Here is a 23,938-nt window from a genome sequence, read left to right as displayed (position 1 = left end):
TAAATCATTTGCGAACAACAAGAAAACCATAAATCTCTAATAAGTTGGGGATTTAAGGTTGCAAATTCGATTCGCCAGGGTTGTTGTTAATTCTTAAACAACTGGAAACAATATGTTTGCTCAATTTGAAAGCTGAATTTTTCCCTTTTACCTACAAGTATTGGCTGAAGCTGAGGTCATCGTTCTTAAATCGCTTGTAAATGCGGCTGTGTATTGATAAGGTGATGAACCAGAGCAATTCATGGAATTTGTATTAGTGCCACGAGGAGTCCACCATGACTGAGCTTTCACAGTTAAATTTGTGCCATTCCATGATAGATAATTGACAAGTAAAGAGTTAGTTTCTCCATTATCTGGCTTTTTAGAAGATAAAAATGTGGCATAATCAACCTGGCCATTAGATGGATTAATCCGGGCTATAATTGCAGCTTTTGCCCCACCTCCATTACCATAACTAGGCAACCACCGACCACTGGCAAAACGGCTAAAATTATTACCTGTTTGAGTGCCTGTAGAAGAGTAAATGCCATATAAAACATCACTTCCATTCCAATACAATCCGTAACCTGTACCATCGTCACCTGTTGTCTCGTAATCATTACGACACCATGCTTTTATCCCATTATTAAAGCGGACAGTTACAGGGTTTTTGTTATTTGATAATTGCTGATAACCAATGTAAATTCTTGCTGTTCCATTAACTACTTTGGGGCCATTTTTAGATGCAACTGTCGCTTCACTATCATCACAACTGAATGTCACAGCATTGCCAACCGATGTATTTATGGTTTCAGCTAAAACTGGAGCAGTTTTTTGTGTGAGAACTAAGTCACCTACTACAATTACAGACAAAGAAATGCCCGCAAAATACTTTTGTAATTTGCCAGAATAAATCATGTTATGAATCTGCCGAGACAAGGAACGGAAAACACCGTATCACTATAAACTCTAATCAGTATTTAGACAAGCAAAATAGTTGAAAACACTATGCAGCAAGAGTCTCAGTATTACAAAATATTAGTTATGACTACAAAATGCCCGATCTAATATGCATGATGATGCATGATAGTAGCTGTATATAATTATTGTTTATCAATGAGCGTTAGTAAATATAAAAAATTGCAATAGGTTATGCTTTACCATAAACAATTGCAGTAATTGATAAAATATTTTTAATCAGCCAAGTGCCTTTGTTGGTTCCCTATATCCCTTGTAAGAACATTGTTTTCTCTCTGTTTTATGCTTTTATCTGGGCTGTATTAGGTAGTTTTAGGATTTTTATCTGATGCTTCTCCAGCAGCAGCTTTCAGGCGACTCAATCTGCTTTTGCGAATCCGTTCACTATCGCGAACCCCACCCGCCATTTCATATTCGCTGCTATCTTTGCCATATTTAAAAGCAACCCCTCTTACCATCTTGTCTGTAAGATTACTGAGGGTTTTCTCCATCGCATCAATTTTAGTTTTAGAAGAATCAATTACAGTTAACGCAGTGTTATAAGCATCAAGCATGGTTCTTAGCTGTTCGATTGCTTGACTCAAGTTTTGCAAATCGCAATCATCACCAAAACTCATATTTGAATCAATTGCTTTTAGTCCAGCGGATCTTAACTCAGCTTTTTCGAGAACACGGGATGTACGTTTTTTACGAGACATCAATATATTCCTTAGAGAGGTTTCTAAAACTACTTTGGCTTACTAAAGCTATTTTTTGGTTCAGTAAAATTAGCGATCATTATATTTGTTACAAAAATCCCAACCAATTTGAGTAATTTCTCTGAAGTTTCAGTTTTTACCTGTTTTTCTTTGCAATTGCTTTAATGTTGATGATGAATATTGCAATATTGATGAGGAACATTTCAATATTGATGAGGAATATTGCAATGTTAATGGGGAACGTTGCAATATTTATGAAGAACGTTGCAATGTTGATGAGGAATATTGCAATGTTGATGAGAAATATTGCAATCTTGATGAAGAACGTTGCAATGTTGATGCGAATACAACCGAGATAATCTATCGGTATACATTCATCACCCAATGTTGAAAATTCTTGCCTCGATAGCCGCCATCAACCCAAATTGTGATTAGTTGATGGCAGAGATGCCTACAGCAACGCATACATCAGACAGAAAAAGCAAGCTAAAAGTATCGGTAATTACAACAGTCAATCCATGTACTACTGTTAGCTGATATAACTTAATATAAGATTTATGTAGGTTGGGTTGAGGCACGAAACCCAACATCCGCATGGGTTACTACGTTTGATTCCACCCACCTACTTACCAAGAGAAAACATAACCTGGCAAATAAAACCTCTTTTTATCAATTATGACCGAGAAATACTCAGATTTTAACTCTGGTTTGGCTTTTTTATAGATAATTATATTGGGGAATTATTAGCTAAATCCACTTACAAATAAAAAGCCATGAAAGAAAAAACTAAACAACAAATGCGTATATGGGCAATGTTGTGTCATCTCTCGGCTTTGTTAGGGTGGATATTATTGTGTTTTTTGGTATTTCTTGGCATTCCTTTATATTTACCTTTAAATGTTTTGCCTCCACTGATAATTTGGCGCTTTAAAAAATCTCAATATCCCTGGATTGATTTTCAAGGGAAGGAATCATTAAATTTTCAAATTTCTTTAACTTTTTACACTTTTATTGCGATAACTACATCCTTGATTTTAATATTAATTAGCTTTAGTTTAGCAATGACTAATAATGGTTCAATCAATGACCTGAAAAATACTTTAGACAGCTTATTGATTATACTTAGTTCATTAATTTTCTTCAAACTACTACTACAATCTTTTTTAGTGACTTTTGCTGCTGTTAAAGCTTACAATGGCGAGCATTATCGTTACCCCTTTACAATTAGAGTTTTACGATAATCCTATCTGATAGTATACTAGATTCAAAAGAGCGATCGCTAGATGTTATCAACTCAATATAGCAATCCTAAATCATTTGTGAAATCCTCTGTTTCTTTTCTTGGCGCTCTTGGCGACTTGGCGGTTCGATAGTTTTCACAACTCAAATAGGATTGCTATAGCAACCGCCAAGCAGGAGGAAAAAGATTGTCTACAAAGTTTGTTATAACTACACATTAGATATGAATTATCAAAGGATATTCAGTAAATAATAAGTTACATAAATAGGGGAATAAAAATTATATGATTGGAGTTGCGATCGCAGGCACTGGATTTGGTCAAAAAGTCCACATACCCGGATTACAAGCACATCCTCGCACTGAGGTAGTTGCTGTTTATCATCGAGATATAAATAAAGCCAAAGCTATAGCACAATCCCATAATATCCCTCACGCTTCCGACTCTCTGACAGATATTGTGGCATTACCAGAAGTGCAAGCAGTCAGCATTTCGACACCGCCATTTTTGCACTATGAAATGGCAAAAACCGTATTGCAAGCTGGAAAACATTTATTACTAGAAAAACCGACAACTTTAAATGCACTTGAAGCGAAAGAACTTTATCAATTAGCTAAAGCAAAAAGCGTTATTGCAACTGTAGACTTTGAATTTCGCTTTGTACCAGCATGGCAATTGTTTGCAGAGTTATTGTCAGAAAACTATGTGGGTGAGTTACGCTTAATTAAAATTGATTGGTTAGGTTCTTCTCGTGCTGATGTTTCACGCCCTTGGAATTGGTATTCTGATAAAGAGAAAGGAGGCGGTGCATTGGGATCTTTGGGTTCTCACGCCTTCGATTATATTCACTGGTTATTTGGGCCAGTGCGTAGATTAAACGCTCATTTAACTACTGCTATTCCTACACGAATTGACCCGATTAGCGGGGAATCTAAGGCAGTGAATACAGATGACAATTGTATATTAACGCTGGAATTAGCTAATGGTACACCTTGCCAACTTTGTATCAGTGCGGTTGTTCATGCAGCAAGAACGCATTGGGTAGAAGTATATGGCGATCGCGGTACATTAATAGTGGGCAGTGAAAATCAAAAAGATTATATACATGGTTTTCGTGTTTGGGGTTCCCAGCCAGGTAAACCTCTAACAGAAATAGAAATACCGAATCGGTTAATTTTTCCCAAAAATTATGCTGATGGCCGCATTTCGGCATTTATCCGCGTAGTAGACCAATGGGTGCAAGGAATTGACCGCAATCAAGAAATTACACCATCACTACGCGAAGGAATTTATTCTCAGTTGTTGATGGATTTATCTCATGAATCGCATCAAAAATCAAGTTGGTTAGATGTACCCAGTTTGGAAGAATTTCTGAGTAACTAGAAAACAAATGAGCAAAACTCCCCGCATTCGTATCCCACCGGAAGTCAAAAAATATGTTTTTCAACGCGACCAATATCAATGCCGAAGTTGCGGTAAAACTAATGTAGAAACTAACCTCAGTATCGATCATATCATTCCCCTCGCTCGTGGGGGTCAAAATGATATCAGTAATCTCCAAACTCTCTGTTTTACCTGTAATCAGCAGAAAACAGATAATATCGATCCGCGTTTTCGGCGATATTTTCAGCTTTAGGTTACGATGGGATGAGCTATTAGTTTCTCCTCATTTCTATGTCTCAAAATCACAATAGCAATTCCCGAAGATTTCTCAACATTAAAACTACAATTATCTACCTCTTCGCTATCACAGCTATGTTAGTAGTAGCCTTTCCCTGGTTATATGAGATTAAAACTAAAGCTGGGATCGATATATCACCTGGACGCCATGCAGGAACATTTTTTGAAAAACATACCCGTGGACTCTTTAAGTGTGAGTGGCTTTATCCCTACCATTGCGATCGCTCCCACGTTAGGTAAAAGAAAGTTACAGCATAATTCAGAATTCAGTAATAAAACAGGGTGCATTACCTGGACTTGAGACGAATCGTTGTGTACTTCACAAACTTGAAATTGACTGCCAAAAGCAAAGGGGATAATTATCCCCTTTTCTTTGTGTGATATCATGTCCGCATAAATTAGTTATGCTAACCACAGTCATTACACCCCACCCCCAACCCCTCCCCGCTTGCGAGGAGGGGAGAGTAAACCTGGATTTCTCACAAGAGAGAAATCCAAAGGGTGTGGGAGGTGTGGGAGGTGTGGGAGGTGTGGGAGGTGTGGGAGGATGGAGAAGAAGTCTTACCCCCCACACTCCCCACACTCCTCTTCCCCTGAAGCCTACACTATGCGTGAGAAATCCGGGCAATGGTACTGCTGTGCGCTACTACATCTATCCCAACTGATTGGAGATTGAGCTAACATCAACAGCTAACTTTTTACCTAACTTGAGCAACTGAAGACACTGATTATCTCCTTCATTCCCAACGCTAGTAATACACACCGGTGCTATCTGACTTTGCAGACAACTAAAATATAGTTCCTGCGATCGCTGTAGGGAAATGTCAATATTTAGTTGATCCCCGACATCAATCAATCGCTCCAATAGTTGGATATCTGCATTAAAACTACCATTGGCATCGTGCAACAATTGCCAGAGCGATCGCGCAATTAATTGTTCTAACATCTGCTTACCGTCGGGAATATTCAGCCGACAACGCAGATGTTTTGCTTCAGTCGCGATCGCCTCTAATTCTAAGATGTGATTCCAACTCTTTTGGGGATCGGCAATCTCTTGTTCAAGCGATCGCAATGTCATCAGACAGCGATGCCCTAAAGCAATATCTGCTGCCACCTGCAATTCTTGGGGTACTGCGATTTCATCACGATGAAACGCCATCAGCACACCATAATTATCGCGGTAGGCTTGGGTATACAACTGTCCTAAACGTGTCAGTGTTTCTTGACTCAGCAGCCCCATAATCCGGTGGCGTTCTTCAGCAAATAGATTTTGCAAGCTGAAAGCTTCTTCTCCAAATAGCTGTGTCATCGCCAAGATCGTATGAGCCGCACTAGCTTGTTTTAGCGCCCCAAACAACTTTTCTTTTAATTGGCTGTAGTTACGCCGCCCGGTAAATTGTTGAATGCCGCAGTGGAAATCCCAGCCTCCCAAATGCAAAACTGCAAAGACCAAATGCTCACTTTCCCAAGTAATTTCTGATACCAGCTTTAAATTTCCTATAGCCAGAGTTAGCGATCCCATCCGTTGCATTTGGTAATCTAGCTCATTGGCAGCATAGCAATAAACCTTTTTGTGGTAACGCCCAGACTGTTTGTCAGCAGCATCTTTTCTCGGTAGGGAATTGTGTGTCTCTGCTGGTTTCTGATTGGTAAACAGGGAAGTAATGGCGTAATGGGCTGCCACTTGCTTAAAGCCAAGTTGGGCAGTTAACACGAGTTGCCGATAAATTTCCGCACCGTGTTTGAACTGATCCACATTACTGGGGGCCATACCAAGACGTTTGACAAAGCCTTTTTCCAACTGCACGCCAGCCACATCCCCTGCCAATTCTAAAGCACGGGCAGCGTAGCGCAGAATTTGCGTCCCCTCTGGACGGGAAATTTCTTCAAAAAACCAACCGCAACTAGTGAACATTAACAACGCGTGACGCTGCATTTCTAATAGACGCAGAGCGTCTACTTGTTCTGCTGCTGTTAGTTTGTGGGTTTGATGACGGGAGAGGAAACGGTTGACATTGCTAGCAGAGCGATCGCGCATTACTTGGATATATTCATCTCGCGCTAGCCAAGGATCGCGAAATAACTGTCTACCATGTTCTTCATACACCTCAGTTAGCTGATCCCGCAGCCAATTTAGGGCATCCCGTAGGGGACGACGCCATTTCTGATGCCAAACACCACCTTCTCCACCACAACCACAGTCATCCTCCCATCTGCCGACACCGTGGGCGCAACTCCAGGCTGTGACTGACTTTAATTCCACTTCCCAACTGGGAGAATTTAAGCTCAGGTAATGGGCGAAGTTCGTCACCGTCCAACCTTGTTGAGGAAATTCTTTGGTAAAGGCGTAGGCTAAAGTTTTCTCTGTTCCCTTTTTGTGGTGTCCAAAGGTTTCCCCATCCGTCGCCACCGAGATTAACTGTGCCAGACGATGATCCCCACGCACCGCCGAACCAATACGTCCGGCAAAGTGACTGGAATTATAAACGACATCACTAAAACCCATGTCCCGCGATATCGGGCCATCGTAGAAGAAGATATCAATGTAGGGTAATTCTTCTCTAGTACTCTCGTTGAAGCTAGTGGCGATTGTACTCAGAGGTGAAGATGAAGTGTCTAGTGTGGGCTTCAAATAACAACGATAAGGACGGGTGGAATCAATCTGACTACCACCGACTTCGATCCATTCAGGATGGGGATGATCTGGAGTGGGGAGGGGACGGCAACGCAGTGCTTGAGACGGTGCCAGGACAATGAAGCGAATACCCTCAGCAACAAGAGCTTCTAAGGTTGCGTAGTCTACAGCAGTTTCTGCTAGCCACATCCCTTCGGGATCGCGGCCAAAGCGGGAGCGGAAGTCTTCTTTACCCCAGCGAATTTGAGTATATTTGTCGCGTTGATTCGCCAGAGGCATGATGATGTGATTGTATACTTGCGCGATCGCATTGCCGTGACCATGTAAGCGATCGCTACTCTTGGCATCCGCCTCTAAAATCCGCTGATAAACTTCCACATCGTAGCGTTCTAGCCACGACATCAGCGTTGGGCCAATATTAAAACTGAAATACTCGTAATTATTAACGATCCCCACCACTTCACCTTGGTCATTTAAGACTCTGGCAAAGGCGTTTGGACGATAGCATTCCCAATGAATCCGCTCATTCCAATCATGGAAAGGTGCAGCGCTCGGTTGGCGTTCAATTGCGTCCAGATAAGGGTTTTCCCTTGGTGGCTGGTAAAAATGACCATGCACCGTCACATAAACACCATTAGCCTTGTTCAGGGGATCGGTTTCTTTGGTGTTATTGGGATCTGAATGTAATGTTAACGTTGAGCCAGAGCTAGCTGGCATTTCAGCAGCAGAAGTCATGTATATTTATCCAAAACAAAAAACTTACAGTTGCACCGAAAACATTGTGCGTAAACCTTTCTACAATAGTTTGAACACAAAATCCGGTATAAATAACAACTATGATATCCAACTAAATTTTGACAAAGCTGTTTTATTGTAGTGGGAAATCTGCGTTATCGCACAGCCCTTTCCCTGAAGGCTTAAAGTAATTAGCCATTAAACAAAGCCTTAGTTAGGGGTTTTCTCTTCTTAAGCGCCAATCAAAAATTTAATTGTCTTTTAATATATTAAACCCCATTTTTGATGTAATATTTTGGCTCAAATTCATACTTTTGCAACAAAAGATTACAAGAACTGATTATATCGCAATTTTGCGTTACACAACATCCGCAGCGTTGAATGGAAAACAGTACAATCTCTGAATGGTTCTACAGGCGGTTGAGAGTACCATATCGGAGTGCTGAATGAAAATAATTGTTAATTCAACACTCCAAATTTGAAACTTAGGATTGCTCGCTGTGAATGATACCCTCAACTTAAGACAACAAATGTCAACCAAAAACATTATTCTTTTCGCTTTACTACTATTTATCCCGATTTCTGTAGCAGCCCACTTTCTGGAATGGGGAGAATTGACAGTTTTCATTACAGCTGGATTAGCAATTTTGCCTTTAGCAGCTTGGATGGGTACAGCGACAGAAGAAATTGCTGTCGTAGTGGGACCATCATTGGGGGGCTTGTTAAATGCCACCTTTGGCAATGCTACAGAATTAATCATTGCCTTAGTAGCCCTGAACGCTGGGTTAATAGATGTAGTCAAAGCTAGTATCACGGGATCGATTATTAGCAACTTACTACTGGTGATGGGTTTTTCCATGCTTTTGGGAGGACTGCGCTACAAAGAACAGACATTTCAGCCAATTGTGGCGCGGGTGAATGCTGCTTCGATGAATTTGGCAGTGATTGCCATTTTGATGCCAACGGCAATGAATTATACTTCTCAAGGAATTAACGAAGAAACACTGCAAAATCTTTCTATTGCGGTTGCCGTAGTCTTAATCTTGGTTTATGCCCTAACGCTGCTATTTTCGATGAAAACCCACTCCTATTTGTATGATGTAGGTGTAGCAGAGACAGAAGAACAAGAAGAAACCCCTCACGCAAAACCAAATATGATGTTGTGGGTTGGTGTGCTGCTAGTATGTACCTTACTAGTGGCAATTGAGTCAGAAATGCTAGTAGATTCTCTAGAAGTGGCCACATCTCAGCTAGGTTTGACGGCGCTGTTTACAGGGGTGATATTGGTTCCCATCGTCGGTAATGCGGCTGAACACGCTACAGCAGTCACCGTGGCAATGAAAAATAAGATGGATCTTTCCCTTTCGGTAGCTGTGGGATCGAGTATGCAGATTGCCCTATTTGTTGCACCCGTGTTGGTGATAGCAGGGCGGATATTAGGTAAACCAATGGATTTGGATTTCAAACCCTTTGAATTAGTCGCTGTGGTTGTGTCAGTGTTGATTGCCAACAGTATTAGTTCCGATGGTAAGTCCAATTGGCTGGAAGGCACTTTGTTATTAGCCGCCTATACAGTATTGGGGTTCGCCTTCTACTTCCACCCAGTGATGGAAGGTATGGGGTAGTACCGCAAGGCGGAAGTCAAAAGTTAAAAGTCAAAAGTTTTGTATATCAAGGCTTTTGCTTGTTTAAAATGGTGGCTTGATTTCCGCCGCGCTGTAGTAGTTAGTAGTGCATAGGCGTAGCCCATCGTAGAGATTGCTCATATTTTAACGGATTCGCAAAAGTCTCCACCCTTAACGCCAGTAAAATAAAGAGATATAAGAGCGATCGCCTGTATGAGCTACTGCCTTAACCCTCATTGTCCTAAGCCTGAAAATCCCAATCATGTCAATTTTTGCGTGACTTGCGGTTCCAAGTTACTCCTCAAAGAACGTTATCGTGCTATCAAACCAATCGGACAAGGGGGTTTTGGCAAAACTTTCTTAGCTGTGGATGAGGATAAACCCTCAAAACCACGCTGCGTAATTAAGCAATTTTATCCCCAATCCCAAGGCACTAACACTCTGGCAAAAGCCGTAGAGTTATTTAACCAAGAAGCGGTGCAGTTAGATGAATTGGGTAAACATCCCCAAATTCCCGAACTACTGGCATATTTTACCCAAGAAGCTCGGCAGTATCTTGTACAAGAATTTATCGACGGGCAAAACTTAGCCCAGGAGTTAGCACATAGAGGTGCTTTTAGTGAAATAGAAATCTGGCAACTATTAAACGATTTATTATCAGTATTGCAATTTTGTCACGCTAAACACGTAATTCACCGCGATATTAAGCCAGAAAATATTATTTTACGCGAGAGCGATCGCAAACTAGTCTTAGTAGATTTTGGTGCTGCTAAATCTGCCACTGGCGCTGCCTTAAATCAAACTGGTACTAGTATTGGTAGTCCAGAATATGTTGCTCCTGAACAAATGAGAGGTAGGGCTGTATTTGCCAGCGATATTTACAGTTTGGGTGCGACTTGTATTAATTTATTAACTAAGCGATCGCCCTTCGATTCTTATGATACTAACAACGATACTTGGGTTTGGGAGCAATACTTGAAAACTCCTGTTAGTAATCAGTTGAGCCGCATTCTCAACAAAATGCTAGAAAGTATTCCAATTCGGCGTTATCAAACAGTAGATGAAGTTCTCCAAGATTTAAATCAACAGTCACAAGTAGCAGCCACGCCAGCGATTTCACCAAAACCTATTCCTCAATCGCAACCCAATTCTCCACCTGCTTTTGTATCGCCATCTCCTAGTCAAATCGATCTAGAATTAGAACAAATGAAAACCCAGTTTTTGGGTAGTAATAAACCTCAACCAAATAAAATACAACCACCAACCCCTACATCTCAGCCTTCTAGTAAAAATGAAATAGATAAAGAATTAGAAGAATTAAAAGCCAAATATCTTGGTAATAATAATCCTTGAAATTCATCTACTCAAATAAACGCTATATTTTGCATTTACAATAATTTTAACTATTAGGAAGTTGGCAGTGTTTATCGAGTTCCGAAATTACACTACTTGTATTGAGTCAAATAATTTAGATTCTATCGAACTGGCCATAACTCGCATTTTTGAGCTTGAAGGTTGCCGTCGCATTTCCCAACCACCTCAAACCTTATCAAATGATGAATTGCGCCAAACTCCCTGGCTGCTATTACCCAACCTATGGATTGTCGGACTGTTCGTTAGCACTCCGGGATGGACTATAGTGAAAACCGAACCGAATGAACTACTATGCCGTCGAGCTAGGGATGCTGCTCGCCCTCGGCTATCAGAACTAGCTATGCAAATTGGTTGCAATGCTTTTCACTTCGGCGCATACGGTCACGATGGTATCCTTCTGGAAGCAGATGCTATGGGTCAGACGTTCATTTCTGGTAGCGTTGACCGTATAGAAGAAGAAGAAAACCAGTTTTATGACGAACAGATTAATGCAAATGGGTACTCACAATTCTTCTTACTAGATGTGCCAGAGGAAATACAGGCAGTTGTCAAAGCACCTTCCCCTGAACAACAACAGGAGAAAGAAAGAAGGTTGTCAGAATTAGATATGTTGATAGGAACCGAGGAGGAGACATTTGATACCCAGTCAGAAATAGGAGAATTACTCAAGGGTCATTCTTGGCGAATAGATGAAGCTTTAGAGCCTCTGCTGGGGGGTTCCCCCTCTTATTGGCATATCTGGAAGAATAATTTGTTTTATCTAGCTTACACCCAGCAACAGCAACTTGCTAAAAATGGGGCACGGTTGCTGTATTTCCAACCTGCCGAACATTATCGGCAGCTTGACCCTCTGTACGAAATTGAAGCATGTTATTAAGATTTCTGTGCTTGTTAGTTTGCAAATAGCCAGAAATACTTAGGCACGGCTATAACCTCCATTTAAGGCAAGTACACGCCTCCAAATTTTTTATTTAATGCTCATCTTTAAGAACTTTCTCAACGTGTCTGTTATTAATTAATTGTCCATCAGGTAAACTCAAGCAGCAAAAGCTTTATTGTCTTTCAGGTAAGTAATTAATAGCGCCATAGAAGCTTGGGAGCAAAACTGTTGTGAACAAGTCAGGGACAAAATCTGATGACTAAAGTTGCATTTGCGCGTATCTCTTAAGTAGCGATTCTTACCTTAAAAAAAGTGACTCTGAAACTCAGAGCCACCCTTAAAACTGTATTCTGAAACTTTTTAAGTTTTCACAATATCCTGGTGTAGATGTGTGAAAATTTACTTCTTAGCTTCAGCAATAGGAACCCATTCAGTGTGGAAGCTTCCAGGCTTGTCGAGACGCAGGTAGGTATGTGCGCCGAAGTAATCGCGTTGTGCTTGAGTCAGGTTTTGAGGCAAGCGATCGCGGCGATAGCTGTCAAAATAATCCAAGGATGCGCTAAATGCGGGTACTGGAATTCCCACTGTTGCAGCTGTCGCAATCACTTCCCGCCAAGCTGTCTGTCTATCAAGAATTGTCTGCTTAAATTCGGGAGCTAACAGCAAGTTAGGCAAAGCTGGATTTTCGCTAAAAGCCTTCTTAATCTTATTCAAAAAGCGAGCGCGAATAATACAACCACCTTTCCAAATCCGCGCCATTTCGCCCAGATCCAAATTCCAGTTATATGTTTTTGAAGCTGTGGATAGCAACGCCATCCCTTGAGCATAAGAACAGATTTTTGAACAATAGAGAGCATCACGGACTTTGTTGATAAAGTCCTTGGTTTGCCCGTCATACTTGCCACTGGGGCCTGTGAGGACTTTAGATGCTGCAACCCGCTCCTCTTTAATCGAAGATATAATCCGGGCATTAACTGCTGCTGTAATTGTAGGAATAGCAACTCCCAATTCCAATGCAGTTTGCACAGTCCAGCGTCCAGTTCCCTTTTGACCTGCTGCATCAACAATCAAATCCACCAGGGGTTTATTTGTTTCTGGGTCAAGATATGGGAAGATATTCTTCGTAATCTCAATCAAAAATGAATCGAGTTCATCGGTGGTGTTCCATTCAGCAAACACCTCATGTAGCTGATTATGGTCTAATCCAGCGACATTTTTCAGCAAGTCGTAGGCTTCAGCAATTAGCTGCATATCGCCATACTCAATGCCGTTGTGTACCATTTTGACATAGTGGCCAGAACCACCAGGGCCAATGTAGGTTACACAAGGGCCATCATCGACTTGGGCAGCAATTTTGTTGAAAATTGGTGATAAAAACTCGTAAGAGCTTGTTGTACCTCCAGGCATCAGTGAAGGCCCATTTAGCGCTCCTTCTTCACCGCCACTGACACCCATACCAAGATACCGAAGCCCAGCGGGTTCTAATTCCTGAGTGCGTCGTTCCGTATCTTCAAACCAAGAGTTGCCACCGTCGATAATGATATCGCCTTCCTCTAACAAGGGTTTGAGTTGAGCAATTACCGCATCCACTGGCTTACCAGCTTGCACCATTACTAGAATTTTGCGGGGACGTTCCAATAAGGCAACGAATTCTTCTAGAGTAAAGGCGGCTTTGACGTTCCGTCCTGGCGCACGCTGCGCCATAAACGCATCCGTTTTTTCTCGGGAGCGGTTGTAAACTGCAATTGGGAAGCCATTGCGCTCTACGTTTAGAGCGATGTTCTCACCCATAACGGCTAATCCAATCACACCAAAGCTTTGTAGTGTCATAAAAAATTTCTGGCTAACTCTTGCAGATCCTTTTACTTTAAGGGTAGTCCGATATTTTCCCTTCTCCCCTAAAGAAGACCTTAAGACTTGAATAAATGACAAAAATCCACAACTAACACGGCTAATTAATTTTAAATTGTATCTAAATCAACAATTGACTGGCAAAATTTGCAAAATTGAAATAATTAAAGGACGCAGTAAGGAGTAACCAAATAATGCTGGCATTTGTCCTAGCTTTGGTAGTGGGTCTTGGTAGTTTAGCCATTTACATAGCAGCTTTCTTTTTCCCAGAAATCCACCGCAAGAATGACTTTATCTGGAGTGGCGTAGGATTATTCTACGCTTTAGTCTTATGGGTGTTTGCACCACGCATTACTGGAGGTTTGTTGCTCGGTCATGTGGCTAGTGTGGCTCTTTTGGTCTGGTTTGGCTGGCAAACTCTATCATTACGTCGGCAATTGACTCCACAGGCACAACAAACCCAAGTACCCAGTGCTGAGACGGTAAAAACTGGCATTCAAGAACAGGTGAATAAGTTGTCCCTTCAGGAACGGCTGGGCCAGTTGCAAAAAGGTCTGGGTAGCACCTTCAGTGGCGCAAAAGACAAGGTGCAGCAGACTGTGAGCAAAAAGACACCCACAACCCCCAAACCTGAAGATATTACCTCTGTACTGTCAGAGAAACCTGCTGTTGAGATTATTGACAAAACTATTGTCATACCAGAACCACCAGCAGAGGAGACAGTTACAACCGACACCGAAGCAAAAACCGAAAGTGTACCGGAAGCGATTCCCCCACATCCCCCATCTCCTGAATTGGTGGAAGCAGCGCAACCAGATTTTGAAATTGAAGATAAGCAACCGATTTCTGTAGAAGAAATTGCGCCGGATGCAGTACTCGCTCCCCCAGCAGAAACGCCACCGGAAGCAATACCACCTAATCAAGGTAGTTGAATACTGTGAAACCCAACGTTAACCTAATATAATGTTGGGTTTCACTATTCTAACTTTATCAACCATGTGTTGCCGCTTTTTATTATGTTAATGCCTTCGCTAAAACAGCAGCAGCTTCAAAAGAATCATGTAAGCCAAGACGAGCTACTTTGTTCTCAGCATCCAATGGAACTAAACTTGATTCTTTCAACAATTCGGCTGCCAGGAAATGTATTAGTAAGAGTTTATCAGTGTGGGATAATTCTTTAACTATCGGTATGAGTTCGGTAAGAAGCATAAGTTAAGGCTTTAATGAATTTAGATAAATTTTAGAGCATAGTTTGGGGAATGCTCTTAGCTAACTAGGAATAACAATTATGAAGATCCAACTTAAGGCGGAATACGAGCAATTTATACAAACCCGAATTGCTACAGGTAGATATGAAAATGCTGAAGATGTGATTGCTAAAGCATTGAAACTGCTGGAAGAATGGGAGAAGGGTTATCAGGAATGGGAAGAAGAAACCTATAAAAAAATAGCTGTTGGGCTTGCTTCTATTGAACGTGGAGACGTAATAGATGGTGAAGTGGTGATGGCGCGACTGTCAGAAAAATTACGCAAAGCGCGTGAATTTGATATTTCTCAGACATCCTTTAAAGCATGAATTAAGTACTGTCCTGTTTCTTCGCTGCTCATCAACATCACCTTCATCAATCCAAGACTTAAGCACATTTATCAATTTAGACTGTTTCTCTTTTGGCAGAATATATTCTTGCAAAATCTGCAAAGTATATGTTTCAACAAAAAGCCCTTGCTGTTTAGCTTCTTGTGCAAGATACTGTTCTAATTCTGGTGGCAAGTGCAGGGTTAAGGTCATAAGTCTCTTTTGTGTGACACCATACATTTTAAACCTGCCAAACCAGAAACATTCAGATTACCTACGGATATAGAGACATTCTCTAAAATACTATCGTCTTATATTCTCTCTACGGGTTTTCTCTACATGGGCTTTACGTGTCAGCAATTGCAAATTATCGATGGTAGTTAAACCACTCTGAGACATAGGTTTAATGTGATCAATTTGGAAATCTCTCCGCATCTGAGTTTTAACTCCACTGAGCGCACAAGTTATAAATCCTTTTGCATCTGTTTGCTTGGCGAATACAGCATTTTTAATTTTTCTGTATTCAACAATATCTCGCTCTTTGATTTCATATAGAGTTAATTTCTCTATTGGTACAGTATCAGGAATTACAGTTGGTATTGATATGGATACATTACCGTATATATCTGGATTAGTAATCTTCCTAATTTCATCGTCCAATTGCTTCATGAAATATAACTGGTTGTAGCTGAATATAACTTGCCAAAAAGAGTTTTCATCATTCCAAATTGAGTTGATATAGTCCGACTCTGCTCTACGACCTAACGAATTATCGTAGATATGTCTTGCTACGATAGATAAATCACACTTTCTTCTCTCGCTAAAAGCTAGAAATGCTGGTGGAATTTGCTTTTGAGCATAGAAACGTAAGATATTTTTTACATCTTCATCTCTGTAACCAAGCAAAGTTTCATAGTCAGGAAAATAAATTTGCTTTGCAGTTTGCCAAAGCTTTTCAAGTTCTGCTTCGGTCAATATTTCCCTATTTTCTAAATCAATACTTTGGAATAGAAGCTTCAAATCGTTAACAAAATTATCGTATGCTTCTTCTGTATCGTCATATAACAATACATCATAAGGTCTAGGATTAGGCTCATATCCTTCGGATGGTTCGAGAATGGAAAAATGATAAATTCCAATAGGAATCCTCTTCAAAAAGTCTAGTTTTTCTAAACCACTAGTATCAATGGAGTTATCCATGATACGAGCGAATTCTTCGATCATCTCAATAGATATCAGCCGAGCAGTTCTATTATTTGATGGAATTCCTTTTATAATAAATTCTGCATCTTCTTCAAAATGAAGTTTTTCTGGGTTCACCCAGTTAATTTTGTTTTCCCAGTTATCAATAAAACTGACCACATAAGCGTTTTCTGTACCGCCTGCTTTTTGCCCACGTAAAGCCCGACCAATCATTTGTGTCATTAGTATTGTAGAAGTGGTTGGTCGTGTGAGAAAAACAGTTTTTAGCTTAGGTAAATCTGTTCCCTCAGTCAACATTTCTACATTTATCAATACTTCAAGCTCTCCATCTCTGAATTTTTTGATTTTTTCTGAGTTTTCCTTGGCAGAAAATGTAGCACCTGTATTTAAATCTTTAACTGAAGATACAATAAAATCAGAATTAACTTTTTCTTTTTTAGCCTTAAACAGTGCGTTCAAAGTTATTGCGTGTTCTACATCAATTGCAAATAATAGAAGTGGCTTGTATTTTTCCCTATTGTTAATATAATGCTCAACAATTTGATTGTTACGCGTACTAGATTGAGCAATCTTCTCAGCAATGTCCTTTGGCAGCCTGTCAAAATCTTCGATTTTTTTGATTTGCCTTGCATTCAATTCATTCAATTTTTGCTTGATTTCTATGTTCGTTTTTAAGTTTTCAAAAATCGGTTCAGCAAGGATTCCCTTGGCGATTAAATTTCTCAGATGTTCGGAAAAGATAATATCATTTGGAAAAACTAACTTTAGCAAACTCTTCTCACTCTCATCTGTTCTGAAGGGAGTAGCCGTTAATCCTAGCATTTTAAAACCGTTAGCATGGCCTCGCTCCTTTAGATTATCCTTGACAGCATTAATGAGCTTACGATAAGTCTTAGCTGTTGCATGATGCGCTTCATCCACAACTAAAAGAACTTCTTGCAAATCATAAACCCAGTTGTTTAATAAATGATCAAGCCCACTGTTTAGACTGTCTTTACTGGCAATGATGATGTCGTCGGTCTTTTCAATGTTTACAGGTCGATCGTGTTTAGGATGACCTGAGATAATGCGGTATCTAAATCCTGATACATTGCTCAATAATGATGAATAAGCGCTAAGTTGAAGTGTCTCAAGTGCTTGGTCAAGTAATTCATGGCGATGAGCAATCCACAGAACCTTTTTGTTTTTGTTAATAAAATTACGTAGTAGCCAGTGAACTGCTGTTAAAGTTTTTCCGCCACCTGTGGGTAGGACTAGCAAGCCTTCAAAGGCATCTTCATTAGTTTTATTCAGCGCCTTGATTGCTTCGTTCTGGTGGGAGTATAGCTCTTTGGGAGCCTCACCCCTTGTTACTTTGATTAGACCTGCGTATGTAACTTGAACAGTTGTCATAATATCTAAAATCCTAAAAAGACTGTGCTTTAGGGGAAAGGCTGGAACTAGGTCTAACTCAACGGATTGCAGCAATTCATTAGCCTGTTTTTCAGTATTCCCAAACCTATGTGCTGTCTAACTAGTTACAAAGATATTTATGTAAAATTAAATGTATGAATAAATACTTTTATTTAAGCGATCGCACCTTTGAAAGTAAGATTAGTATCCAAATAAATTGTTAATTTGAGCCGTTTATGACTCAATGTCTGATTAGACGTTCCTAACTTTCACGAAGAAACAGCTTTCAAATGTGAGCCATGATGAGATAAGTAGTTCGAGTTAATCACCCGATTACGCCCAGAATTTTTAGCCTGTAACAGACATTGATCGGCACGATATAGCAGACTCTCTCCTTTCTCATCATCCTCAGCTTGCAGAGAGGCTGTACCCAGGCTAATGGTGATATTAATTGTCAGTTTATTGTTAAGGGCAAATGGTTCGTCGCTGACTACACGATTGAGACGACGGGCTACTAGGAGTGCTTCCTCATCGGTAGTGTTAGCCAGAAGTATTACAAATTCTTCACCACCATAGCGGAATGCTGTATCTTGACAGCGCAGATTGTGGCGCAAACGCTGACATAATACTTGCAAAATGCGATCGCCTACTAAATGCCCATGAGTATCGTTAACTTTCTTAAAATGATCTACATCCAGAATAATCAAACTCAAGGAAGTTTTTTGAGTCCTGGCTCTTTGAATTTGTCTGGGTAAGTCCCATTCTAAAGCCCGACGATTATTTAATTCTGTCAACGAATCTGCTAAGGCGATCGCAGATAACATATCATTTGTCCGAATCAAATCTCGGTATTTTTGTGCTTTCCGCAAACCAACTGTCAATTGAGCAAGTATTAGTCCATGATTGGCAGTCAACTCTGCCAAGCTATAGTCTGTTTTTTCTTCAATAAGATGCCAAATATATGCATCGGCTCCTTGCTTTAGGGCCGCAGCACTCATCTCCAATTCCCTGTGCCAACCCTTATTTCGATCGGTAAGCTGCTGGGAACGATCCTCAAAGAGAATACAGTATATCCACGATAGTTTTGTCTGATCTTTCAACCAACCGCAGAGTTCCATACTACTATCCAGGCTAGCCTGCACCAGGATTATATCGGGGGGTGTTGTTTTAACCCACGACACTGCTCGATCTAAATTGTCCATAACTTCTATACTAAAAGCAGTTGCATAACGGATCTGATCTGGAAGTGTGGCGATAAAATTATTTTTTCCAAAGATCAGAATAGAGATATTCATTGCTTTCTTTTTTATCCTATTTAAATTTTAAAGAATTAGATTGAGTAACTTAATGCTTTTGCCTAATACTAAATATGATGCTCTAGGCTAAGTTAATTTTTTGATATATATTTTTTAAAACACCAAATTTTCACGATTTTTCCAAGTTTAATCTCCTTTTACGGCTTTAAATTTACTACTACATTTTCTGAAATATCTGCTTCTGACAACTAATGTCTTCTTTACACTTTGTTTTTCAAACAGTAAAAACACTGAATATTATATAGATGTATAAAAATGATTGTTGTAGTTTCTTAAGTGCTATTTTTCTGATGAAATTACCCAAATAAATAGCTCGTAATAACCGTCGGATTAGGCAGCTAAATTTCTTTTTAAGTAGAAAAATAAAGAAAATATAAAGTTTTTTCATCAAATTACAAAAACTCAAATTATATGGTTGAATTAAAAATATTATTTCCCATAGAAAACCTCAGCCTTTTTATTTGGAAATCAGGCTTTGATCGAGTATCAAGGTAGGAGTGGAATTTCAAAAAATAATGCAAATCAAATAGACAGCAAAACTCCTTCCTACTATGGTTAGTAGCTTTTTTTCATCAATATTCCCTACATTTGCAGAGCAAAGTTATAGGGTGAAAGATTCATAATTTAAGTGAGTTATGAAACTTTGGTTAACAACGTTTTGGCAGGAGAAAGAAAATATTTCTGCCTACGCTTTATAACTGTTTGTTTATTTAGTTAATTCATATCTTTTTTGTTTGCTGCAACATAATAAATTCAGAAAAAAAAGCTAAATAAAAAACTTGATGTTAAAATCTGCCCCTAATGTGGGGAAGTTAGTTACGTTCCGCCCGTAGATGGACACAAAAAATAAAAAAAATTTTGTTAGCGTCGCCTGAGATATTAAAATCTAAACTTCTGTGACAAGTTAGAACTGATTCAGTAACCTTCAACAGTGTAACCAGCAGCAACAATCACCTGTTTAATTGACTCCTCTGAAGCTGCGGATTCCACTATGACAGTTTTAGCGTTAACATCAATATCCACTTTGGCATCAGGTTCCATAACGTGGATAGACTCAGTAATTGTATTTGCACATCCCTCACAAGCAATATTTGATACTTTCAGTTTTAGTGCCATTTGTTACCTCACTATGGAAAATTTAAATTATTTCTTAAGGATTAATCTTAACCATTGAAACCCAATTATGCATCCAACCAGAGTTAGATAACGGTATAAAAGCGTCCTAATCTCTGCATTTTGCTTACCGACTGGCACAATTCGCTGGCAGTAATATGAAACAAAATGCAAGAATATATAAAGCTATTGATGAAAATACACTTACCCAGTGCCGCTGCGCCCAAGCCTAAAGTTAAAAACACCTATGTCTTCAAATCCCCAGTACCTAAGCGGTAACGAAATTCGCAACATATTTCTCGACTTCTTTGCTCAACGGGAACACCAAATTCTCCCAAGTGCCTCCCTCGTGCCAGAAGACCCAACCGTGCTGCTGACGATCGCGGGGATGCTACCATTTAAGCCAATATTCTTAGGGCAGCGCACGCCAGAATTTAAGCGGGCTACGACTTCGCAAAAGTGTATCCGTACCAACGACATCGAAAATGTCGGACGCACCAAACGGCATCACACCTTTTTTGAGATGCTGGGTAATTTCAGCTTTGGTGATTATTTTAAAGAACAAGCGATCGCTTGGGGTTGGGAAATCTCTACACAAGTCTTTGGCTTCTCCCCCCAAAATCTCGTCGTCAGCGTTTTTGAAGATGATGATGAAGCCTTTGGCATTTGGCGCGATCAAATCGGTGTGCCGGTAGCGAGAATTAAACGTTTGGGGGAAGATGATAACTTTTGGGTATCTGGCCCGACTGGGCCTTGTGGCCCTTGTTCGGAAATTTATTACGACTTCCACCCAGAACGCGGTGACGAAAATATAGATTTAGAAGACGATTCCCGGTTTATCGAGTTTTATAATCTCGTGTTCATGCAATATAACCGGGATGCTTCCGGGAATTTAACGCCACTGCAAAACAAGAACATCGACACCGGCATGGGTTTGGATAGAATGGCGCAAATTCTCCAAAAAGTACCCAATAACTACGAAACTGACTTGATTTTTCCAATTATCCAAACAGCAGGGCAAATTGCTGGTGTTGATTACCACAGCAGTGATGAAAAAACCAAAACTTCCCTAAAAGTCATTGGCGATCATATTCGGGCTGTTATCCACATGATTGCTGATGAAATTCGCGCTTCCAATGTGGGGCGGGGTTATGTGCTGCGGCGGTTAATTCGGCGGGTGGTGCGTCATGGGCGATTAATTGGGATTTCTGGCGAATTTACTACCCAAGTTGCTGAAACTGCGATCGCTCTTTCGGAATCAGCTTACCCCAATGTGCGTCAACGGGAAGCAGCAATTAAAGCTGAGTTGCAACGAGAAGAATCGAATTTCCTCAGAACTCTGGATAGAGGCGAAAAACTCTTAGAAGAAATTATAAATCGTCCATCTTCAATACAAGATGAGCAGTATCGTCCATCTTCTTCTCCAGAACCAAAAGTTTCCGGTTTGCCAGAACAAAAAATTTCCGGTTTACCAGAACCAAAAGTTTCTGGTTCACCAAAACAAAAAATTTCTGGTTTGCCAGAACAAAAAATTTCTGGTTCACCAAAACAAAAAATTTCTGGAATTGATGCTTTTACCCTGTACGATACTTACGGCTTCCCCTTGGAACTAACGCAGGAGATTGCGGAAGAACAGGGACTAGAAGTTGATGTTGAGGGATTCAATATCGAAATGCAAAAGCAGGTGGAACGTGCCAAAGCAGCACATGAAACCATCGATTTAACTGTACAAGGTTCCCTCGACAAACTAGCAGAACACATTAAAGTCACCGAATTTATCGGCTATACCCAACCTGCTGCAACTGCAAAAGTCGAAGCGATATTAGTAGAAGGTGTTTGCCAAGAGGAAGCAGAAGCGGGGACAGAAGTGCAAATTGTCCTTGACAAAACGCCATTTTATGCTGAATCTGGGGGACAAATCGGCGATCGCGGTTATATCTCCGGTGATGGTATCGTAATTCGGGTAGAAGACGTTAAAAAAGAATCTGATTTCTTTGTTCACTTCGGACGCATCGAACGCGGTACACTGCGCGTAGGCGATCGCGTCACCGCCCAAATCGATCCGGCTTGTCGCCGCCGCGCCCAAGCTAACCATACCGCAACGCACCTATTGCAAGCAGCATTGAAAAAAATTGTCGATGAGGGCATATCTCAAGCTGGTTCTCTAGTTTCCTTTGACAGGTTGCGCTTCGACTTCAACTGTCCCCGCGCGTTGACAGCAGAGGAAGTTCAGCAAGTTGAAGAACAGGTGAACAGTTGGATAGCTGAGGCTCATGCTGCCAAGGTGGAAGTATTACCTTTAGCAGAGGCGAAAGCTAGGGGTGCTGTTGCCATGTTCGGGGAAAAATACGGTGAGGAAGTGCGGGTAATTGACTTTCCCAGCGTATCAATGGAACTCTGCGGTGGAACCCATGTCAGCAATACTGCTGAAATTGGCGTGTTCAAGATTATCTCGGAAGCTGGCGTAGCTTCTGGGGTGCGGCGGATTGAAGCCGTTTCGGGGCCAGCAATCCTAGATTATCTGAATCTGCGGGATAAAGTAGTTAAAGATTTGAGCGATCGCTTTAAAGTGAAACCTGAAGAATTACCAGACAGAATCACAAGTCTGCAAAGCGAACTGAGAAATAGCCAGAAAGAATTAGAAACCTTGAAGGTACAATTAGCGATCGCTAAATCTGACAGCTTGCTACAAACAGCAGAAAGCGTAGGCGACCATAAAATTATTGTCGCCCAATTAGAAGATGTCGATCCTGAATCATTGAAAACCGCAGCCGAACGCTTGTTGCAAAAAATCGGCAACGGTGCGGTGGTACTGGGTTCTGTTCCAGAAGAAGGGAAAGTGAGTATAGTTGCAGCTTTTAGTTCAGAAGTGAACAAAAAAGGTTTGCAAGCTGGTAAATTTGTAGGTGCGATCGCTAAAATCTGCGGCGGCGGCGGCGGTGGAAGACCGAACTTAGCTCAAGCCGGCGGACGCGATGCAAGTAAATTACCAGATGCGTTGGCACAAGCGGAAAGTGAATTAAAGTCCGCTTTGGGTTAATCTCTTCCTGAGCAAGAAGGGTGTGGGGTATGGGGTGTGGGGTGTAGATAAAGAACGCTCTCCCACACCCAATGGGTACAAGCCCCTGTTTTTAAATATGGAAAAAAGAAAAAGATGTATTTCGAGACATGTATGTGCAAGAAATACAGCGTCCGTTTTGAAACCCCTGCTTTTAAGTCATATCATGTCCGTTTAATTGCTTATTAAACCCGAAGAACCCCACCCCCGCCAAAGCTACGCTTTCTCTCCCCTCCACGCTTGCGGGGCTACGGTGTATACACAAGTCTTCTAGAGTTGCGCCACAGCCTTTTGATCCCCCCAACCCCCCTTAAAAAGCAGGGCTGTTTCATTCGATCTCTTAAAGATTTTGTCAAGAGTATGAGTCAGAAATTTGCTTGATTGGGGAAAAGAAAAGCTACCACCTCAACGAGTAAATTTAAGTGCGATCGCGATTTTATTGCCCAATCAGATTTTTTAGTCACCTGACTTTTTTGCTTGAAACGCTTGTAAATCAGAGTCTTTTAGGGAATGAAACAGCCCTGCCCTTAAAAAGGGGGGCAAAAAGCTCTCAAAGTCCCCCTTTTTAAGGGGGATTTAGGGGGATCTAGGACGATTTTGGTTTTCT

At 40.8% G+C, this 23,938-nt stretch carries 19 protein-coding genes; 11 read left to right on the top strand and 8 right to left on the bottom strand.

The features are described from left to right. Positions 1-147: 147 nt before the first annotated feature. Positions 148-897 (bottom strand): hypothetical protein, encoded by a 750-nt coding sequence (locus V7K84_RS13825; protein ID WP_334838796.1) that lies wholly within the window; start codon positions 895-897, stop codon positions 148-150. A 362-nt stretch (positions 898-1,259) separates the two neighbouring features. Then, a complete protein-coding gene (locus V7K84_RS13820) occupies positions 1,260-1,655 on the bottom strand; it encodes a hypothetical protein (RefSeq protein ID WP_334838795.1) in 396 nt (131 codons plus the stop codon). Positions 1,656-2,428: 773 nt separating this feature from the next. Here V7K84_RS13820 and V7K84_RS13815 point away from each other — a divergent pair. The 5 genes from V7K84_RS13815 (at position 2,429) to V7K84_RS13795 (ending at position 5,238) form a co-directional block, all read left to right on the top strand. After that, complete coding sequence (locus V7K84_RS13815) at positions 2,429-2,896, top strand: DUF4870 domain-containing protein (protein ID WP_334838793.1); 468 nt, start codon at positions 2,429-2,431, stop codon at positions 2,894-2,896. Between the two features lie 282 nt (positions 2,897-3,178). Continuing rightward, positions 3,179-4,276 carry a Gfo/Idh/MocA family protein gene (locus V7K84_RS13810; RefSeq protein ID WP_334838791.1) on the top strand — a complete coding sequence of 366 codons (1,098 nt, stop codon included), beginning with the start codon at positions 3,179-3,181 and terminating at the stop codon, positions 4,274-4,276. 7 nt (positions 4,277-4,283) lie between these two features. Beyond that, positions 4,284-4,529, top strand: a complete 246-nt coding sequence (locus V7K84_RS13805; RefSeq protein ID WP_094352587.1) for an HNH endonuclease — start codon at positions 4,284-4,286, stop codon at positions 4,527-4,529. Between the two features lie 38 nt (positions 4,530-4,567). After that, a complete protein-coding gene (locus tag V7K84_RS13800; RefSeq protein WP_334838789.1) occupies positions 4,568-4,813 on the top strand; it encodes a hypothetical protein in 246 nt (81 codons plus the stop codon). A 164-nt stretch (positions 4,814-4,977) separates the two neighbouring features. Beyond that, positions 4,978-5,238, top strand: a complete 261-nt coding sequence (locus tag V7K84_RS13795; RefSeq protein WP_334838788.1) for a hypothetical protein — start codon at positions 4,978-4,980, stop codon at positions 5,236-5,238. On the opposite strand, the gene V7K84_RS13790 is transcribed toward V7K84_RS13795, so the two are convergent. Continuing rightward, the gene (locus tag V7K84_RS13790; protein ID WP_334838786.1) at positions 5,226-7,943 is read right to left on the bottom strand and encodes a DUF3536 domain-containing protein; all 2,718 of its coding nucleotides are present in this window, start codon (positions 7,941-7,943) and stop codon (positions 5,226-5,228) included. The genes V7K84_RS13795 and V7K84_RS13790 overlap by 13 nt on opposite strands. A gap of 530 nt (positions 7,944-8,473) precedes the next feature. Between V7K84_RS13790 and cax the strand changes: the two genes are divergently transcribed. The 3 genes from cax (at position 8,474) to V7K84_RS13775 (ending at position 11,819) form a co-directional block, all read left to right on the top strand. Beyond that, positions 8,474-9,568 carry a calcium/proton exchanger gene (gene cax / locus V7K84_RS13785; protein WP_334838785.1) on the top strand — a complete coding sequence of 365 codons (1,095 nt, stop codon included), beginning with the start codon at positions 8,474-8,476 and terminating at the stop codon, positions 9,566-9,568. Positions 9,569-9,781: 213 nt separating this feature from the next. Continuing rightward, on the top strand, positions 9,782-10,921 hold the full coding sequence (locus tag V7K84_RS13780; protein WP_334838784.1) for a protein kinase domain-containing protein: 1,140 nt from the start codon (positions 9,782-9,784) through the stop codon (positions 10,919-10,921). Positions 10,922-10,988: 67 nt separating this feature from the next. Further along, positions 10,989-11,819, top strand: a complete 831-nt coding sequence (locus V7K84_RS13775; RefSeq protein ID WP_334838782.1) for a hypothetical protein — start codon at positions 10,989-10,991, stop codon at positions 11,817-11,819. Positions 11,820-12,221: 402 nt separating this feature from the next. Here the strand turns inward: V7K84_RS13775 and gndA are convergent, their stop codons facing one another. Then, positions 12,222-13,652 carry an NADP-dependent phosphogluconate dehydrogenase gene (gene gndA, locus V7K84_RS13770; protein ID WP_334703356.1) on the bottom strand — a complete coding sequence of 477 codons (1,431 nt, stop codon included), beginning with the start codon at positions 13,650-13,652 and terminating at the stop codon, positions 12,222-12,224. 215 nt (positions 13,653-13,867) lie between these two features. Here gndA and V7K84_RS13765 point away from each other — a divergent pair, with 215 nt between their 5' ends. Next, on the top strand, positions 13,868-14,605 hold the full coding sequence (locus V7K84_RS13765; RefSeq protein ID WP_334838780.1) for a Ycf66 family protein: 738 nt from the start codon (positions 13,868-13,870) through the stop codon (positions 14,603-14,605). An 82-nt stretch (positions 14,606-14,687) separates the two neighbouring features. Here V7K84_RS13765 and V7K84_RS13760 read toward each other — a convergent pair whose 3' ends face one another. Then, positions 14,688-14,882 carry a hypothetical protein gene (locus tag V7K84_RS13760; protein ID WP_334838779.1) on the bottom strand — a complete coding sequence of 65 codons (195 nt, stop codon included), beginning with the start codon at positions 14,880-14,882 and terminating at the stop codon, positions 14,688-14,690. A gap of 79 nt (positions 14,883-14,961) precedes the next feature. Here V7K84_RS13760 and V7K84_RS13755 point away from each other — a divergent pair, with 79 nt between their 5' ends. Beyond that, positions 14,962-15,249, top strand: coding sequence for a ribbon-helix-helix domain-containing protein (locus tag V7K84_RS13755; RefSeq protein ID WP_334838778.1), 288 nt, complete (start codon positions 14,962-14,964; stop codon positions 15,247-15,249). 303 nt (positions 15,250-15,552) lie between these two features. Here V7K84_RS13755 and V7K84_RS13750 read toward each other — a convergent pair whose 3' ends face one another. The 3 genes from V7K84_RS13750 to V7K84_RS13740 form a co-directional block, all read right to left on the bottom strand. Next, a complete protein-coding gene (locus V7K84_RS13750) occupies positions 15,553-17,844 on the bottom strand; it encodes a DEAD/DEAH box helicase family protein (RefSeq protein ID WP_334838777.1) in 2,292 nt (763 codons plus the stop codon). Between the two features lie 269 nt (positions 17,845-18,113). Next, complete coding sequence (locus V7K84_RS13745; protein WP_334838776.1) at positions 18,114-19,139, bottom strand: GGDEF domain-containing protein; 1,026 nt, start codon at positions 19,137-19,139, stop codon at positions 18,114-18,116. 936 nt (positions 19,140-20,075) lie between these two features. Beyond that, on the bottom strand, positions 20,076-20,276 hold the full coding sequence (locus V7K84_RS13740) for a heavy-metal-associated domain-containing protein (RefSeq protein WP_181930747.1): 201 nt from the start codon (positions 20,274-20,276) through the stop codon (positions 20,076-20,078). A gap of 244 nt (positions 20,277-20,520) precedes the next feature. Here V7K84_RS13740 and alaS point away from each other — a divergent pair, with 244 nt between their 5' ends. Further along, positions 20,521-23,313 (top strand): alanine--tRNA ligase, encoded by a 2,793-nt coding sequence (alaS, locus tag V7K84_RS13735; RefSeq protein ID WP_334838774.1) that lies wholly within the window; start codon positions 20,521-20,523, stop codon positions 23,311-23,313. The last annotated feature ends 625 nt before the right edge of the window (positions 23,314-23,938 follow it).

Origin of the sequence: Nostoc sp. (genome assembly GCF_036917315.1) — a bacterium.
Taxonomy (GTDB): domain Bacteria; phylum Cyanobacteriota; class Cyanobacteriia; order Cyanobacteriales; family Nostocaceae; genus Nostoc.
Note: the sequence above shows the minus strand (reverse complement) of the source record. Positions and strands in the feature narration are given on the sequence as shown.